The organism is Sphingopyxis chilensis (genome assembly GCF_035930445.1).
GTDB lineage: Bacteria > Pseudomonadota > Alphaproteobacteria > Sphingomonadales > Sphingomonadaceae > Sphingopyxis > Sphingopyxis chilensis.
In genome coordinates this window covers 232,979-248,586 of record NZ_CP142394.1, presented here as the reverse complement: position 1 = coordinate 248,586, position 15,608 = coordinate 232,979, and the positions used below count along the sequence as shown (strand labels likewise).

The window sequence follows — 15,608 nt, the reverse complement described above, 5'->3', positions numbered from 1 at the left end:
TGAATACATGCGCCCTTCGTTGTGGGCAGATCGGCTGCTGGCGCTTTCCGCCCGCTTCGTGGGTCTTGTCATACTGATCGCCACGCTGCTCGCGGCGGGGGCGAGCTTTCTCTATAATCGCGGCGAAGAGGCCGACCGCGCCGACCGCGTCGCGATGCAGGTCAACATGCGGCTGCGCGATCATATCGCGGTGCTCGAAGGCGTGCGCGCCCTCTATCAATCGGACAGCCAGTCGAGCGGGCCCGGCATCCGCGCCTATCTCGCGTCGCTGCGGCCGCAGGTGCACGCGCCGGGGATGGAGGGGATCGGCATCGCGGTGGCGATGCGGCAGGGCACCCCCGCGGCGGCGGAGGCGCTGCTGCGCCAGAATTACGGGCGCGACATTCGCGTCTGGCCCGCGACCAGCCAGCCGATCGGCTTTCCGATCGTGCTCGTCGAACCCTATACGCCGCGCCGCAACAGCGCGCTCGGCTATGACATGTACAGCGAGCGGGTCCGGCGCGAGGCGATGCGCCGCGCGTGGCAGACCGGCCAGCCGGCGGCGAGCGGCATCGTCGAGCTCGTCCAGGAACAGGGCGTTTCGACGCGGCAGCCCGGTTTCCTGATCTATGTCCCCATCTATGCCGGCCGCGCCGCGCCCCGCGCGGCGGAACGCGCCGACGAACCGCCGCCGCAGCCGCCCGCGGTCTTCGCCACCGCGCCGAACGCGCGGCCGATCGAGGCGTTCGTCTATGCCCCCTTCCGCATCCGCGACCTGATGGCCGCGGTGCTCGGGCCGCAGCTCGACGCGATCGAGGGGCTCGAAATCTACGCCGGCGAGGGCCCTTCGGCGCCGCTCATCTTCCGCCACGGCACGATGGGCTGGGACACGCACGAACAGAAGCTGCGTATCGCCGACCGCCAATGGACGATGCGCATATCCTACGGCCGGCTGCTCGAGCGGATCGGGCGGCCGTTCGCCATCTTCCTCTTCGGCTTCGCGATCATGCTGCTCGCGATGCAGCTCCACCGCCTCCAGCAACGCCGCGTCGGCGCCTTCCAGGCGCTCGCCGACGAACAGGCGCTGCGCGCCGCCGACCGCGAGCTGATGATCGGCGAGATGGCGCACCGGATGAAGAACGCCTTCGCGCGCATCGGCGCGCTCGCGCGCATCACCTTGCGCGAATCGACGAGCCTCGAGGATTTCGAGGCCAGGTTCGACGGCCGCATGCGCGCGCTGTCCGATGCCAAGCAGATGCTCGTCACCGGCGCGCTCGACAGCGTCGATCTTCGCCAGATCGTTCACCGCGAACTCGAGCTCGCGGGCGTATCCGCCGAACAGCTTGCCGCCATCGCCGGCCCCGACGTGCGCCTCGACGACGAGGGGGCGCAGGCGATTTCGCTCGCGGTCCACGAATTCGTCACCAACAGCATCAAATATGGCGCGCTCGCGGGGCAGGGCCGCCTCGCGGTCGGCTGGCATCGCGACGGCGGCGACATCGAGCTGAACTGGGTCGAAAGCGACCTCGCCGAAACGCCGCATATCGAAAGCGAGAGCTTCGGCACCCAGTTCATCCGCACGCTGATCGAGCGGCAGCTGAAGGGCAGCTGGAGCCGCACCGCGGTTGACAACAGCCTCGCCATCGTCATTCGCTGGCCGGACAATGTCCCGACAAACTGACGAGTGCTGGCACATCTGGATCGACCGCGGCGGCACCTTCACCGATGTGGTCGCGCGCAGCCCCGACGGCGGCGTCGTCACCACCAAATATCTGAGCGAAGACCCCGCGCGCCCCGGCGACGCCGCGGTGGGTGCGATCCGCGAGCTGACCGGCGCAGGCCAGGGCACACTTCCCCCCCTCGCGATCCGCATGGGGAGCACCGTCGCGACCAATGCCCTCCTCGAACGCAAGGGCGAACCGACCCTGCTCGCCATAACGCGCGGCTTCGGCGACGCGCTCACCATCGGCTATCAGGACCGCCCCGACCTCTTCGCGCGGCGGCTCGACCGCATCGCGCCGCCGCATGCCGCCGTCGCCGAAATCGCCGAACGCATGAGCCCCGAGGGCGATGTGCTGACGCCGCTCGACGAAGCCGCCGCCCGCGCCGCGCTGCAAGCCGCGCGCGACAATGGCCTCACCAGCATCGCGATCGTGCTGATGCACGGCTACGCCCACCCCGCGCACGAGGCGCGCCTCGCCGCCATCGCCGCCGAAATCGGCTTCACCCAGATCTCGACCAGCCACGACGTCAGCGCGCTGATCAAGCTGATCGGCCGCGGCGACACGACGCTCGCCGACGCCTATCTCTCGCCTGTCCTCCACCATTATGTCCGACAGTTCGTCGCGCAGCTCGGCGGCGGGCCGGAGGGGGACGCCCAGCCGCAATTCATGAAGAGCTCGGGCGGCCTCGCATCGGCGGCCGCCTTCCACGGCCGCGACGCGATCCTCTCGGGGCCCGCGGGCGGCATCGTCGGCATGGTCGGCAGCGCCGCGCCCTTGGGCAAGACGCGGCTGATCGGCTTCGACATGGGCGGCACCTCGACCGACGTCAGCCATTATGCCGGCCGCCTCGAACGCGACAATGAAACCATCGTCGCGGGCACGCGCATCCGTGCGCCGATGCTGCGCATCCACACGGTTGCCGCAGGGGGAGGCTCGATCTGCCGCTGGGACGGCGCGCGCCTGCTCGTCGGCCCCGAAAGCGCGGGCGCGAACCCCGGCCCCGCCGCCTATGGCCGCGGCGGTCCGCTCACCGTCACCGACTGCAACGTCCTGCTCGGCAAGATCCAGCCCGCGCATTTCCCCCAACTCTTCGGCCCGAACGGCGACCAGCCGCTCGACCGCGATGTGGTCGTGCGGAAATTCGCCGCCATGGCCGCCGAAGTCGGCAATATCACCCCCGAAGCGCTCGCCGAAGGCCTCCTGAGCATCGCGGTCCAGCAGATGGCGAACGCGATCAAGCGCATCACCATCGCGCGCGGCCATGACGTGTCGCAGGGCTACAGCCTCGTCGGTTTCGGCGGCGCCGCGGGCCAGCATGTGTGCCTCGTCGCCGACGCGCTCGGGGTCGACGAAATCCTGCTCCACCCGCTCGCGGGGGTGCTCTCGGCCTATGGCATGGGCCTCGCGCGTCCCTCGGCGATCCGCGAGCGCACGCTCGGCCTCACGCTCGACGGCGATTGCACCGCCACGCTCGCCGACGTCGAAGCCGAACTCGCCGCCCACGCGCGCGCCGACCTGTCGCCCGACGCCGAAACCAGCCGCGAAACCCTGCTATTCGTCCGCCTCGCCGACAGCGACAATGCGATCGAACTCCCCCTCGCCCCGCCCGCCGAGGTCGCATCGGCCTTCGCCGCCGCCTTCCGCCAACGCTTCGGCTACGCCCCGCACGCCAACCTCGTCGTCGACCGCATCCGCGTCGAGCTGACCGAGGCGGGCGATGCGGCCGCCGCGCTGCCCACGCCGTCTGCGACGTCCGAAACCCTACCCGAAACCGTCACCGCCTGGCTAGCCGGCGCCTCGCACACCGTCCCCCTCCACCAGCGCAGCGCCCTCGCCCCCGGCCGCACCGTCGCCGGCCCGGCAATCATCATCGACGCGCTGTCGACCACCATCGTCGAACCCGGCTGGCGCGCCGAGGTCCAGAGCGAGGGCACATTGCTCCTCGCCCGCACTCGCGCGGCCGAAACGCACGCCGCCGCAATCGACGACCTCACGCAACCCGACCCGATCCGCCTCGAAATCTTCAACAGCCTGTTCATGGCGATCGCCGAGGAAATGGGCGGCGCGCTCCAGCACAGCGCCTCGTCGATCAACATCCGCGAGCGGCTCGACTTCTCGTGCGCGATCTTCGACGGCGAAGGGCGCCTCGTCGCCAACGCGCCGCACATGCCCGTCCACCTCGGCTCGATGGGCGAAAGCGTGCGTACCATCCTGCGCCAGCGCGCCAAAGACGACCGCGGCATCCGGCGCGGCGACGCCTATGCGCTCAACGCTCCCTATGACGGCGGCACCCACCTCCCCGACATCACCGTCATCATGCCGGTGTTCGTTGGCGACGCGAGCGCCCCCGCCTTCTTCGTCGCCGCGCGCGGCCACCACGCCGACCTCGGGGGCATCGCCCCCGGCTCGATGCCCCCCGACAGCAAGAGCATCGAAGACGAAGGCATCCTGTTCGACAATTTCCTCCTCGTCGACGACGGCCATTTCCGCGACGCTAAAGTCCACGCCCACCTCACCGCCGGCGACTGGCCTGCGCGCAACCCCGCGCTCAACATCGCCGATCTGAAGGCCCAGGTCGCCGCGTGCCAGCGCGGCGCGAGCGCGCTCGCAGACCTCTCGGCAACGCATGGCGCCGCGACCGTCGCCGCCTATATGGCGCACGGCCAGCGGCAGGCCGAGGCGGCCGTCCGCCAGCTCATCGCGCGCCTCGACGACGGCGCCTTCCGCTACGCGATGGACAATGGCGCCGAGGTTGTCGTCGCCGTCAAAGTCGACCGCAAGGCCCGCCACGTCACCATCGACTTCACCGGATCCAGCGCCACCCTCCCCGACAATTTCAACGCCCCGATGCCGGTCGTCCGCGCTGCCGTCCTCTATGTCCTGCGCACGATGCTCGACGATCCGATCCCGATGAACGAGGGCTGCCTCGCCCCCGTCACGCTGATCGTCCCGCCCGATTCAATGCTGTCCCCCACCTATCCCGCCGCGGTCGTCGCGGGCAATGTCGAGACGAGCCAGGTTATCACCGACGCACTCTTCGCCGCCTTCGGCGCGATGGCGCCCGCGCAGGGGACGATGAACAACTTCACCTTCGGCAATGCCGCTTACCAATATTATGAAACGATCGCCGGCGGCTCGGGCGCCGGTCCCGGCTTCGACGGCACCGGCGTCATCCAGACGCACATGACCAACAGCCGGATGACCGACCCGGAGGTTATGGAAACGCGCTTCCCCGTCATCGTCGAAGAATTCTCGATCCGCCAGGGCTCGGGCGGCACCGGCCAATGGCACGGCGGCGACGGCGCCACCCGCCGCATCCGTTTCCGCGAGCCGATGGCGGCAAACATCCTCGCGAACCGCCGCCAGATCGCGCCAAAGGGTCTCGCGGGAGGCCAGGATGCCGCGCCCGGCCGCAACTGGGTCGAGCGCGCCGATGGCTCGGTCGAAATACTGGGTGCAACCGGCAGCGCGAACCTCGACGCAGGCGACGCCTTCGTGATCGAAACCCCCGGCGGCGGCGGTTATGGCGAGGCGGGGGGAGATTAATTTGAGATCGGCATCACCCAAACCGTCGTCATTCCCGCGAAAGCGGGAACCCAGCGAGCTACCGTTGCAACTGGGTTCCCGCTTTCGCGGGAATGACCAAGGGGGATAGTCCATGCTCGTCCTGATCGGCATCCTCATCATCATCGCGGGCTTCCTGCTCCGCTTCAATCCGTTGCTCGTCATCATGGCCTCGGCGCTCGCCACCGGGCTCGCCGCGGGGCTCGATATCGCCGCGATCATCGCCGCCTTCGGCAAGGCGTTCAACGACACGCGCTATGTCTCGATCATCTGGATCGTCCTTCCGGTCATCGGCCTGCTCGAAGCATATGGCCTGCAACAGCATGCGCGCACGCTGATCGACCGTATGAAGGGCGCGACGCTCGGCCGCCTGCTCACCTCCTACCTCCTGCTCCGTCAGGCGATGGCCGCGGTCGGCCTCACCTCGGTCGCTGGCCACGCCCAGACCGTGCGCCCGCTCGTCGCCCCGATGGCCGAGGCCGCCGCCGAGGCCAAGAACGACGCACTCACCGCCGACCAGCGCGAGGAGGTCAAGGCCTTCGCCGCCGCGACCGACAATGTCGGCCTCTTCTTCGGCGAGGATATCTTCCTCGCGATCGGCTCGATCCTGCTGATGAAGGGCGTGCTCGAAGGCTATGGCTATGTCATCGAACCGCTGCACTTCTCGCTCTGGGCGATCCCGACCGCGATCGCCGCCTTCCTCATCCACGGCCTCCGCCTCCGCCGTCTCGAAAAACGGATGGCGCAAAAGGCCATGGGACAGGAGGCGGGCGCATGATCACGCTCGGCTTCGTCTATGTCCTCGCAGGGCTCACCTTCGCGCTGTTCGCGGTCCTTGGCCTTCTCGACCGCAGCAATCCCAAACGCTTCGGCAACGGCATCTTCTGGGGCCTGCTCGCGCTGTCGATGCTTGGCGGCGACCATCTCGGCGATTTCGGCAATGGCTGCCTCGTCCTCGCGCTCGTCGCGATCGCCGGCACGGGACAGATCGGCCGCGCCCCCGGCGGCGACGTCGCGCCCGACGTACAGGCGGCGCGCGCCGCGCAGCACGGCCCCTTCCTGCTTCTCGTCGCCCTCATCATCCCGGCGGTCGCGCTCGCGGGCACGTTCCTCTTCAAATGGGTGCCCGGCCTCGCCGATCCCAAACAGGCGACGCTCATCTCGCTCGCCATCGGCGTGCTCATCGCGCTTGCCGTCGGCATGGCGCGCCTCAAACCGCCGCCTTTGCTCCCGCTTCAGCAGGGCCGCCGCCTGCTCGACGCGGTCGGCTGGGCGGCGATCCTGCCGCAGATGCTCGCCAGCCTCGGCGCGGTGTTCGCGTTGGCCGGCGTCGGCGAAGTCGTCGGCGGCCTCATCGGCACGACAATCCCCGAAGGCAGCCTGTTCGGCGCGACGCTTGCCTTCGGGCTTGGCATGGCGCTGTTCACGATGGTCATGGGCAACGCCTTCGCCGCCTTCCCGGTGATGCTCGCCGCGGTCGGCATGCCCTTGCTTATCAAGCAGTACGACGGCGATCCCGCGGTGGTCGCGGCGATCGGAATGCTCGCGGGCTTCTGCGGCACGCTGATGACCCCGATGGCGGCGAACTTCAACCTCGTCCCCGCGGCCTTGCTCGAACTCAAGAACCCCTATGGCGTGATCAAGGCGCAGATCGGCACCGCGGTCCCGCTGCTCGCGGTGAACATCGTCTTCATCTGGCTGTTCGCTTTCTGACCATGACCACCCTCACCCCCAACCACGCCGCCCGTTTCGCAACCGCGACCCTCGCCCACCTCGGCCGCGAATATCCGTACAAGATGGACCTCGTCCTCACCGGCCCCGAGGACGCCAAACCTCCGCGCGAGCATCACCCGATCTTCCACGGCAGTTTCGACTGGCACAGCTGCGTCCACGGCTGGTGGCAGATATTGCGCCTCGCGCGCCGCTTCCCCGATCTCGCCATCGCCGCCGACATCGGCGCCCGCGCCGACGAAATGCTCGTCCCCGAAAAGGTCGCGGGCGAACGCGCCTTCCTCGATCGTCCTTACTCGGCCGCCTTCGAGCGCCCCTATGGCTGGGCCTGGCTGCTCGCGCTCCATGCCGAGACCGAACGCCATAACGCCCCCTGGGCCGCCGCGCTCGAACCCCTCGCCGCCGCCTTTGCCCAGCGTTTCCACGCCTTCCTGCCGAAGCTCACCTATCCCTTGCGCGTCGGCACCCATTTCAACATCGCCTTCGCCCTCCTCCTCGCGCGCCACTGGGCCGAGCCCCGCGACCCCGCGCTCGTCGCGCTCATCGACGCCCGCGCCCGCGACTGGTTCGCCGGTGACCGCGACTGTCAGGCGTGGGAGCCCGGCGGCGACGAATTCCTCTCCTCCGCGCTCACCGAGGCGCATCTGATGGCGATCGTCCTCGGCGACGACTTCCCCCGCTGGTTCGACGCCTTCCTCCCCCGCGCCGCACAGCAGCAGCCCGCGACCCTCTTCACCCCCGCCACCGTCTCCGACCGCAGCGATGGCAAGATCGCGCACCTCGACGGTCTCAACCTCAGCCGCGCGTGGAGCTGGCGCGCCATCGCATCGGCGCTCGGCCCCGCGCACCCCGTCGCCCCCGTCGCCGAAGCCGCCGCCCAGCGCCACCTCGCCGCCGCGCTGCCCCACGTCACCGGCGACTATATGGGCGAGCACTGGCTCGCGAGCTTCGCCTTGCTCGCACTCGACGGCCTCGCCGATTGACAAGCCCCGCGCTCGCGGCAACAGACGGCGCGAAGGGGGAGAGGCCGGAGGTGAACGGAAAGATGCTGCGTCCCACATCGTTCGACGTCGCCGAGCGCGCCGGCGTGTCGCAATCGACCGTCTCGCGCGCGCTCCGCAACTCGCCCGGCGTCAACGCCGAAACGCGCGCGCGCGTCACCGCGGCCGCGCGCGAGCTGGGCTATGTCGTCGACCGCCACGCCTCGTCGCTGCGGCTCAAGAGCAGCGAGACGATCGCGCTCGTCACCATCTGCCGCCCCGGCGAGGATCGCAGCGCGATCAACCCCTTCTACTTCGCGCTGCTCGGCAGCATCGCCGCCGCAACCTCGGCGCGCGGCTTCAACCTGCTCGTCTCGTTCCAGGAGAATCCCGACAATTTCCGCGCCGATTTCGTCGCCTCGGGGCTCGCCGACGCGATGATCGTCATCGGCACGACCAGCAACCGCGAAGCGTGGACATATTTCGCCGAGGCGCAGGCGTCCGGCCTCGACTTCGTCTGCTGGGGCAGCCCCGGCAGCCCCTTCCACTGGATGCGCAGCGAGAATGACATCGGCGGCCAGCTCGCCGCCGAACATTTCGTGCGTGACGGCCGCCGCCACATCGCCTTCGTCGGGCCGCAGCAATCGCCGCAGCGCCAGTTCGACGAGCGCCGCGACGGCTTCACCGCCGCGCTCGCCGCGCGCGGCCTCACCCCGATCCTCGCCGAGCCGCCCGCCGCCGCCGACCGCCACGCCCAGGGCGTCGCCGCGGTGCAGGCGCTGCTCGCAGCGCATCCCGAAACCGACGCGATCTTCGCCGCCAGCGACATGCTCGCGCTCGGCGTGCTCCAGGGCCTCAAGGACGCCGGCCGCCGCGTGCCGCAGGACGTCGCGCTGATCGGCTTCGACGGCATCCGCGCCGGCACCCTCGCCGACCCCGCGCTCACCACGCTCGAGCCCGACCTCGACGCCGCGGGCGAAGCGCTCGTCGCGATGGCATTGGAGGATGACGAACGCACGCGCAGCGGCACGCGCATCCCCGTCCACCTCGTTGTGCGCGGCTCCGCCTGAGCGCGCGGCGCGCGCGCCGCAATCGACAATATTGTCAGCGCGTTAAGCCTCTTCCTCAACCCCCGCCACACACGCGCCACCCTATTGCGGCGGGACGCGAACAGGACCGCACGCGAACAGGGCGGCACGGGGGAGGATCGGGCGATGCGCGGACGGACAGTGTGGAGCGACCGGCGCGGCGCGACCGCGATCGAATATGGGCTGATCGCGGCGCTGATCGCGCTCGCGTGCCTCATCGCCTTTCAGACGCTCGGGCTCAATCTCGAAACCATCTTCACGACGATCAACGACGCGCTCAATCGCTAGCGGGATCGCCCCCGCCCGCATCGCCCGCGCCCGCATCGCCCCCACCCGCACCGCCCGCGCGCTGCGCGGCGAGCCGCGCGGCGGCCTCGCCCGCCGCCGGCTGGCCGCATCGCATGCACAGGCCCGTCGCGGCCTCCTCCTCGTCCCGCTGGGTGGCGAACGCGGCGCGCATGCGTTCGAGCTTGCCGAGCAGCTTTTCGGTCGCGCTGCCCGGATGGAAATATTTGATTCCCGCGCTGTCGAAGCGCCAGCCCTCCATATGCTCCTCGGCGCTGATCACCGCATCGCCGTCATAGCGCCGGTAATGCGCCCTCGCCGCGCCGCCGCCACCCTCTCCCGGCCCCAGCTCGCCGCGCTTCAGCAACAGCCCGAGCATCGAATCCGACGGCATGATCCGCCGCTCGACCTCCTTGCCGCCCCGGATCACCACCATTTCGCGCCCCACGACCGCGCGCTCATAGGCGACCGCCTGCAACCCGCGCAGCGCACGCGCCAGCGCGGTCGAACAGGCGCGATCGAATTCGGGAAAGCGCCGGCGCGCGTCGTTGACCGCCTTGCGGCTCATCCCCGCCACGCGCGCCGCATCGGTCACGCACCCCGACTGCGCGAGCACCGCCAGAAACGTCCGCGTCCGCGCCTCGGTCCACCCATCCTCGCGAACGCGCAGGCCGGGCATGAAGGGATTGGCGCCCTTCCCCCCAGCATCGCCGCCCGTCGTGCCCCCCTCCCGCTTGCGGGAGGGGGTGGTCGGAGACCCGTGGCTCCGGCCACGGCAGGGCCTGTTCCGATCCTCACCTCCGCCCTTCTCACCCGATTGCTTCCGCAAACCCCGCTCCACCTTATCCGTCATAGCTCCACCTCCCGAATCACCTTGGAATGAATCGGAACAGTTTTGAACCTATTTGGATAATGTAGGAAAGCGAAATATCCGGGCCGCTCGATCTCCGTCATCCCGGACTTGATCGGCGATTGGCCCGCACCGGCAAATAGCGGTTCCCCGGCGAAAGCCGGGGCCCGGATCGCGCAGCGCTACCTCGCATGGCCCCCGGCTTTCGCCGGGGAGCACGAGCTAGCGTGTCCAGAGGGTGTAATCGCCGAGTTTTTGCACCGGTCATCGCTATTCCCCTACGACGCTATCGCGCCGCGCGCCCTTCACCTAGGCAAGTTCGGATTGGGAAACCAAAAATAGCATCGCCGCGGCGGTTTGATGCAGTTGATACGCCGCCAGCTCCTTGCTAATCTTCCGGGGCGCTGCCCCCGCACCGTGGCTAGCTTCTTTGTTCCTTACAGTGGGAGCACCCTGAAGCATCGACTTGAGCCCCTTCATTTGCTCCTGCATCCACGAGGGAATAAGGTCATGTCGATAAAGCGCCTCTATCAGTTTAGAGGCGGGATCGGTCGGTTTCACGTCATCCCAACCCTTTTGGGCTGCGATAACCTTGATGACACTTTCAAACGCGTTGCCGCAGTCTGCTATGCAGTCTTCATAATTGCGCTTCTTGAACTCTTCGAATGCGTCACGAAATTCATCGTCGGCCGCTTCAAATAATGGATTAGCAAGAAGGGTCAGAGTGGGTTCGATCACCTCTGCATAGGTGAACTCTGAGGTGATTTCGATGAGCTGACCATTTTGAAACTGGAACCCAAAGCCGTCTTCGAGCATCCGCTCGTTAATGACATTCACGGCATTATTCACCGCCGGTGATGCACGACTTCTGCTGTGGGCCATCCCTGCCAGACGGTCCATCTGAGCAGCCTTCTGAAGGCCAATCTCACAAGCCAGCTCAATCGCGCTGAGCCGCATGTCGTGCTCTTCATCGGTAGGGTAGGGTTGACGCTCGTTAAACCACCAGACAGCAAAATCTTTCGATAGATCTCGTTGATTCGCCAGTGACAAAACACCGATCTCTTCACGTAAAGCTACGGCGAGTTTATCAATCATTTTATTCTCGTACGAGAACTGTGCATCTATCACTTCGAAAGTCTGAAAAAGCTGAGTCAGCAGTTTATTGCCGACCGGCTTCTCACGAAACATCTTCGCATTTCCAGCCTCCGCACGTTGTCGCTTTCTCCGCGCGTAAGTCTGACGCAATGCCATAATCTATTTCCCTGCTAGTCCTTCGACCACACCGACCTACATCCCCTTCCCAGTCTGACAAGGGTGCAAATGTAGCGACCGCGCCACTAGTTTTCGTAGTTAGTGAGAGGGATAAGGGTGCGAAGACGGGCGAATGCGGGTGACAGCAGCAACAATCCCCAAATGGGCCACCCTCACCCTCAAACCAGATCACCCACCCTAACCCCGAGCGCCTCCGCCAGCTTGCGCACCGTCTCCACCGAGCCCTTGCCGCGCCCGGCCTCGATATCGGCGATCTGCACCCGGTTGACCCCCGACACCGCGCCCAGCCTCACCTGCGACAACCCGCGCAACTCGCGCCAGACGCGCAGCGGGCTTTCGCCGGCGATCAGCCGCTTGGCATAGTCGGCGGGCACCAGTTCCTCCTCGCCCGCCGCCAGCGCCGCCAGCGCCGCCTTGGCACCATCATAGGCGCGCAGGTCGGCGACGGCCGCTTCGCGCAGGCGATCATATTCTTCGCGGGGGATCGTCACCATCAACCGACGATCTCGACCGGCACCCCAATGCCCATATTTGCCACCAAGCCCCGGTCGAAGGTCACAAACGCCTCGACGCCCTTCGCCGCGACCAGATGGATATGATCGGCAAAATCGCCGCTCTTCGCAAAAGCCGCAACGGCGCTCCGCACCGCGTCGTCATCGTCCAGCACGACCCCCGGCACGTCGAAAAGGTCCAGCAGCGAAGAGGCCAGATGCCCCCGCTCCATTCCGTAGCGCGATTGCAGCAGCCATCCGAGTTCGAGCAACACGGTCAGCGGGACGAAAACACCGACCTTCACCAGATCGCGCGCGATCGGCGACTGCACTGGATCGTCGTCGAGCATGAACCGCGCAAGAATATTGGTATCGGCCGCCTTCAAGTCGGCGGGTCCCAGCTCTTGTCCTCGCGAAACATCCGGTCGATCGCGGCATGGGCGTCCTCGTCGCTGATCCGCGGCCCCTTATAGTTCACGGTCTTGCGCATTTTCGCCATGGCTTCGTCGAAACTCAGCGCCTTTTTCGCCTTGGGCTTGGCGCGCAGCATCACGCCGGCGGGGCCGTCGACGACCTCCAGCACCGTGCCGACGTCCCAATGCAGCCGGTCGCGCACATCCTTGGGGATGACAACCTGGCCCTTGGCCGATACTCTGGTTTCCTTGGTCATACCGGTAAGATAGCATCCGAAAGCGTCGCAGACAATCCGCCCTCGCTATTATCGTGTGGGAGCCGGACGCCTTTGTGTCCTTGTGTGAAAAATCATCGCGCCGTCGCCGGTCCAAGACCACCCACGCGCGAACCAACCACCCCCACCCCCTTGCATTTCCCACCCCCCGGCGTAAGGCGGCGCCAACATAAACCCGCGCGTGCGACTCCCGTTGGCCCCGCTCTCCCGCTTCGCCATCGGACAGTCATTCCCCGCCGCGCCAACATGGGGACTGCAATCCTATGACGACCACGGGCAACGACACGCTTGCGACCCGCTCGACGCTGAGCGTCGGCGGCAAGGACTATGCTTATTATTCGCTCGACAAGGCCGCGGCCAAGCTGGGCGACGTCTCGCGCCTGCCGTTCAGCATGAAGGTGCTGCTCGAAAACCTGCTGCGGTTCGAGGATGGCGGCTTCACCGTGTCGACCGACGATGTCCAGGCGCTCGTCGACTGGCAGAAGGACCCGCATTCGAACCGCGAGATCCAGTATCGCCCCGCGCGCGTGCTGCTTCAGGATTTCACCGGCGTTCCCTGCGTCGTCGACCTCGCCGCGATGCGCGATGCGATCGCCAAGCTGGGCGGCGACACGTCGAAGATCAACCCGCTCGTCCCCGTCCACCTCGTCATCGACCACAGCGTCATGGTCGACGAATTCGGCCATCCCAAGGCGTTCGAGCAGAATGTCGAGATCGAATATTATCGCAACGGCGAACGCTATGACTTCCTGAAATGGGGATCGAAGTCGCTGTCGAATTTCAAGGCGGTGCCCCCGGGCACCGGCATCTGCCACCAGGTCAACCTCGAACATATCGCGCAGGCGGTGTGGTCGAGCGAGGATGCGTCGGGCCAGGTCGTCGCCTATCCCGACACCTGCGTCGGCACCGACAGCCACACGACGATGATCAACGGGCTCGGCGTGCTCGGCTGGGGCGTCGGCGGGATCGAGGCCGAGGCCGCGATGCTCGGCCAGCCGGTGTCGATGCTCATCCCCGAAGTCGTCGGCTTCAAATTCACCGGCAAGCTGAAGGAAGGCGTCACCGCGACCGACCTCGTGCTCACCGCGACGCAGATGCTGCGCGCCAAGGGCGTCGTCGGGCGCTTCGTCGAATATTTCGGCCCCGGCCTCGCCTCGCTGAGCCTCGCGGATCGTGCGACGCTCGCAAACATGGCGCCCGAATATGGCGCGACCTGCGGCTTCTTTGGCGTCGATGACAAGACGCTCGACTATATGCGCCTGACCGGGCGCAGCGACGAGAATATCGCGCTGGTCGAGGCCTATGCGAAGGCGCAGGGGCTGTGGATCGTCGAGGGCGCCGCGGACCCCGTGTTCACCGACACGCTCGAACTCGACCTTGCCACCGTCGTGCCGTCGCTCGCGGGGCCGAAGCGGCCGCAGGACCGCGTCTCGCTTCCCGACGTCGACGATGTGTTCAACGCCGACATGGCGAATGTCTATAAAAAGACGCAGCAGCGCGTGCCGGTCGAGGGCAAGGATTTCGACATCGGCGACGGCGACGTCACCATCGCCGCGATCACCAGCTGCACCAACACCTCGAACCCCGGCGTGCTCGTCGCCGCGGGGCTCGTCGCGAAGAAAGCCGATGCGCTGGGGCTGAAGCCCAAGCCGTGGGTCAAGACCTCGCTCGCGCCGGGGTCGCAGGTCGTGACCGACTATCTGATCAAGGCGGGCCTGCAGCAGCATCTCGACAATATCGGCTTCAACCTCGTCGGCTATGGCTGCACCACCTGCATCGGCAATTCGGGGCCGCTGGCCGAGCCGATTTCCAGGGCGATCAACGAAAATGGCCTCGTCGCCGCGGCGGTGATTTCGGGCAACCGCAACTTCGAAGGCCGCGTGTCGCCCGACGTGCGCGCGAACTTCCTCGCCTCGCCGCCGCTCGTCGTCGCCTATGCGCTCAAGGGCACGGTGATCGAGGATTTCACCACCACGCCGATCGGGCAGGACCAGCAGGGCAAGGACGTGTTCCTCGCCGACATCTGGCCGACCAACCTCGAAGTCGCCGACGCCGTCGCGGGCGCGGTCGACCGCGAGATGTTCGAGGCGCGCTACGCCCATGTCTACAAGGGCGACGAGCATTGGCAGAAGATCGAGGTCGAGGGCTCGGATACCTATCAGTGGCGCGCCGGGTCGACCTATGTGGCGAACCCGCCCTACTTCGAGGGCATGACGATGACCCCCGCGCCGGTGGCCGATATCGTGAACGCCAAGCCGCTCGCGATCCTCGGCGACAGCATCACGACCGACCACATCAGCCCCGCCGGTTCGATCAAGGCGGACTCGCCGGCCGGAAAATGGCTTATGGAACATCAGGTTAACAAGGCCGACTTCAACAGCTACGGCGCCCGCCGCGGCCACCACGACGTCATGATGCGCGGCACCTTCGCCAACATCCGCATCAAAAACGAAATGGTCCCCGGCATCGAAGGCGGCATGTCGCGCTATGGCGCGGAAGTCATGCCGATCTACGACGCCGCGATGCGCCACAAGGCCGACGGCACCCCGCTCGTCGTCATCGCGGGCAAGGAATATGGCACCGGCTCGTCGCGCGACTGGGCGGCGAAGGGCACGAACCTGCTCGGCGTCCGCGCGGTGATCGTCGAAAGCTTCGAGCGCATCCACCGCTCGAACCTCGTCGGCATGGGCGTGCTCCCGCTGCAGTTCGTCGATGGCCAGACGCGCGAGACGCTCGGCCTGACCGGCGACGACCAGTTCACGATCACCGGCGTCGCGGACCTCAAGCCGCGCCAGACGGTGACCGTCAACGTCACCCGCGCCGACGGCTCGACCTTCAGCTTCGACACGCTCTGCCGCATCGATACCGCGAACGAGGTCGAATATTATATGAACGGCGGCATCCTGCACTATGTGCTGCGCAAGCTTGCGGCCTGACGCGGCGCCGGCTGATGCCA

General features: G+C 67.2%; 13 protein-coding genes. 8 read left to right on the top strand and 5 right to left on the bottom strand.

The features are described from left to right. The first annotated feature begins 7 nt into the window (after positions 1 to 7). The 7 genes from VSX79_RS01205 (at position 8) to VSX79_RS01175 (ending at position 9,354) form a co-directional block, all read left to right on the top strand. Positions 8 to 1,660, top strand: a complete 1,653-nt coding sequence (locus VSX79_RS01205; protein WP_326914176.1) for a CHASE domain-containing protein — start codon at positions 8 to 10, stop codon at positions 1,658 to 1,660. Then, positions 1,644 to 5,249 (top strand): hydantoinase B/oxoprolinase family protein, encoded by a 3,606-nt coding sequence (locus VSX79_RS01200; RefSeq protein ID WP_326914175.1) that lies wholly within the window; start codon positions 1,644 to 1,646, stop codon positions 5,247 to 5,249. The genes VSX79_RS01205 and VSX79_RS01200 overlap by 17 nt, the downstream gene beginning before the upstream one ends. A 112-nt stretch (positions 5,250 to 5,361) precedes the next feature. After that, positions 5,362 to 6,045: a DUF969 domain-containing protein gene (locus VSX79_RS01195; protein ID WP_326914174.1), complete on the top strand. Its 684-nt coding sequence runs from the start codon at positions 5,362 to 5,364 to the stop codon at positions 6,043 to 6,045. Continuing rightward, complete coding sequence (locus VSX79_RS01190) at positions 6,042 to 6,980, top strand: DUF979 domain-containing protein (protein ID WP_326914173.1); 939 nt, start codon at positions 6,042 to 6,044, stop codon at positions 6,978 to 6,980. Before VSX79_RS01195 ends, VSX79_RS01190 begins: the two co-directional genes overlap by 4 nt. 2 nt (positions 6,981 to 6,982) lie before the next feature. Further along, positions 6,983 to 7,981: a DUF2891 domain-containing protein gene (locus VSX79_RS01185; protein WP_326914172.1), complete on the top strand. Its 999-nt coding sequence runs from the start codon at positions 6,983 to 6,985 to the stop codon at positions 7,979 to 7,981. Between the two features lie 62 nt (positions 7,982 to 8,043). After that, the gene (locus tag VSX79_RS01180) at positions 8,044 to 9,048 is read left to right on the top strand and encodes a LacI family DNA-binding transcriptional regulator (RefSeq protein ID WP_326914171.1); all 1,005 of its coding nucleotides are present in this window, start codon (positions 8,044 to 8,046) and stop codon (positions 9,046 to 9,048) included. Positions 9,049 to 9,192: 144 nt separating this feature from the next. Then, a complete protein-coding gene (locus VSX79_RS01175; protein ID WP_179498550.1) occupies positions 9,193 to 9,354 on the top strand; it encodes a Flp family type IVb pilin in 162 nt (53 codons plus the stop codon). Here VSX79_RS01175 and VSX79_RS01170 read toward each other — a convergent pair. The 5 genes from VSX79_RS01170 to VSX79_RS01150 all read right to left on the bottom strand — a co-directional run bounded on the left by VSX79_RS01170 (position 9,344) and on the right by VSX79_RS01150 (position 12,634). After that, positions 9,344 to 10,030: a hypothetical protein gene (locus VSX79_RS01170; protein ID WP_179498548.1), complete on the bottom strand. Its 687-nt coding sequence runs from the start codon at positions 10,028 to 10,030 to the stop codon at positions 9,344 to 9,346. The two genes, VSX79_RS01175 and VSX79_RS01170, sit on opposite strands and share 11 nt — an antisense overlap. 480 nt (positions 10,031 to 10,510) lie before the next feature. After that, positions 10,511 to 11,452 carry an STM4504/CBY_0614 family protein gene (locus VSX79_RS01165; protein ID WP_179498546.1) on the bottom strand — a complete coding sequence of 314 codons (942 nt, stop codon included), beginning with the start codon at positions 11,450 to 11,452 and terminating at the stop codon, positions 10,511 to 10,513. Between the two features lie 179 nt (positions 11,453 to 11,631). Next, positions 11,632 to 11,967 carry a helix-turn-helix transcriptional regulator gene (locus tag VSX79_RS01160; RefSeq protein WP_326914170.1) on the bottom strand — a complete coding sequence of 112 codons (336 nt, stop codon included), beginning with the start codon at positions 11,965 to 11,967 and terminating at the stop codon, positions 11,632 to 11,634. Further along, entirely contained in the window at positions 11,967 to 12,350 is a 384-nt protein-coding gene (locus tag VSX79_RS01155) for a type II toxin-antitoxin system VapC family toxin (RefSeq protein ID WP_179498542.1), read from the bottom strand. Before VSX79_RS01155 ends, VSX79_RS01160 begins: the two co-directional genes overlap by 1 nt. Continuing rightward, positions 12,347 to 12,634 (bottom strand): AbrB/MazE/SpoVT family DNA-binding domain-containing protein, encoded by a 288-nt coding sequence (locus tag VSX79_RS01150; RefSeq protein WP_179498540.1) that lies wholly within the window; start codon positions 12,632 to 12,634, stop codon positions 12,347 to 12,349. Before VSX79_RS01150 ends, VSX79_RS01155 begins: the two co-directional genes overlap by 4 nt. 281 nt (positions 12,635 to 12,915) lie before the next feature. Between VSX79_RS01150 and acnA the strand changes: the two genes are divergently transcribed. Further along, positions 12,916 to 15,588 (top strand): aconitate hydratase AcnA, encoded by a 2,673-nt coding sequence (acnA, locus tag VSX79_RS01145; protein WP_179498538.1) that lies wholly within the window; start codon positions 12,916 to 12,918, stop codon positions 15,586 to 15,588. Positions 15,589 to 15,608 lie beyond the last annotated feature (20 nt).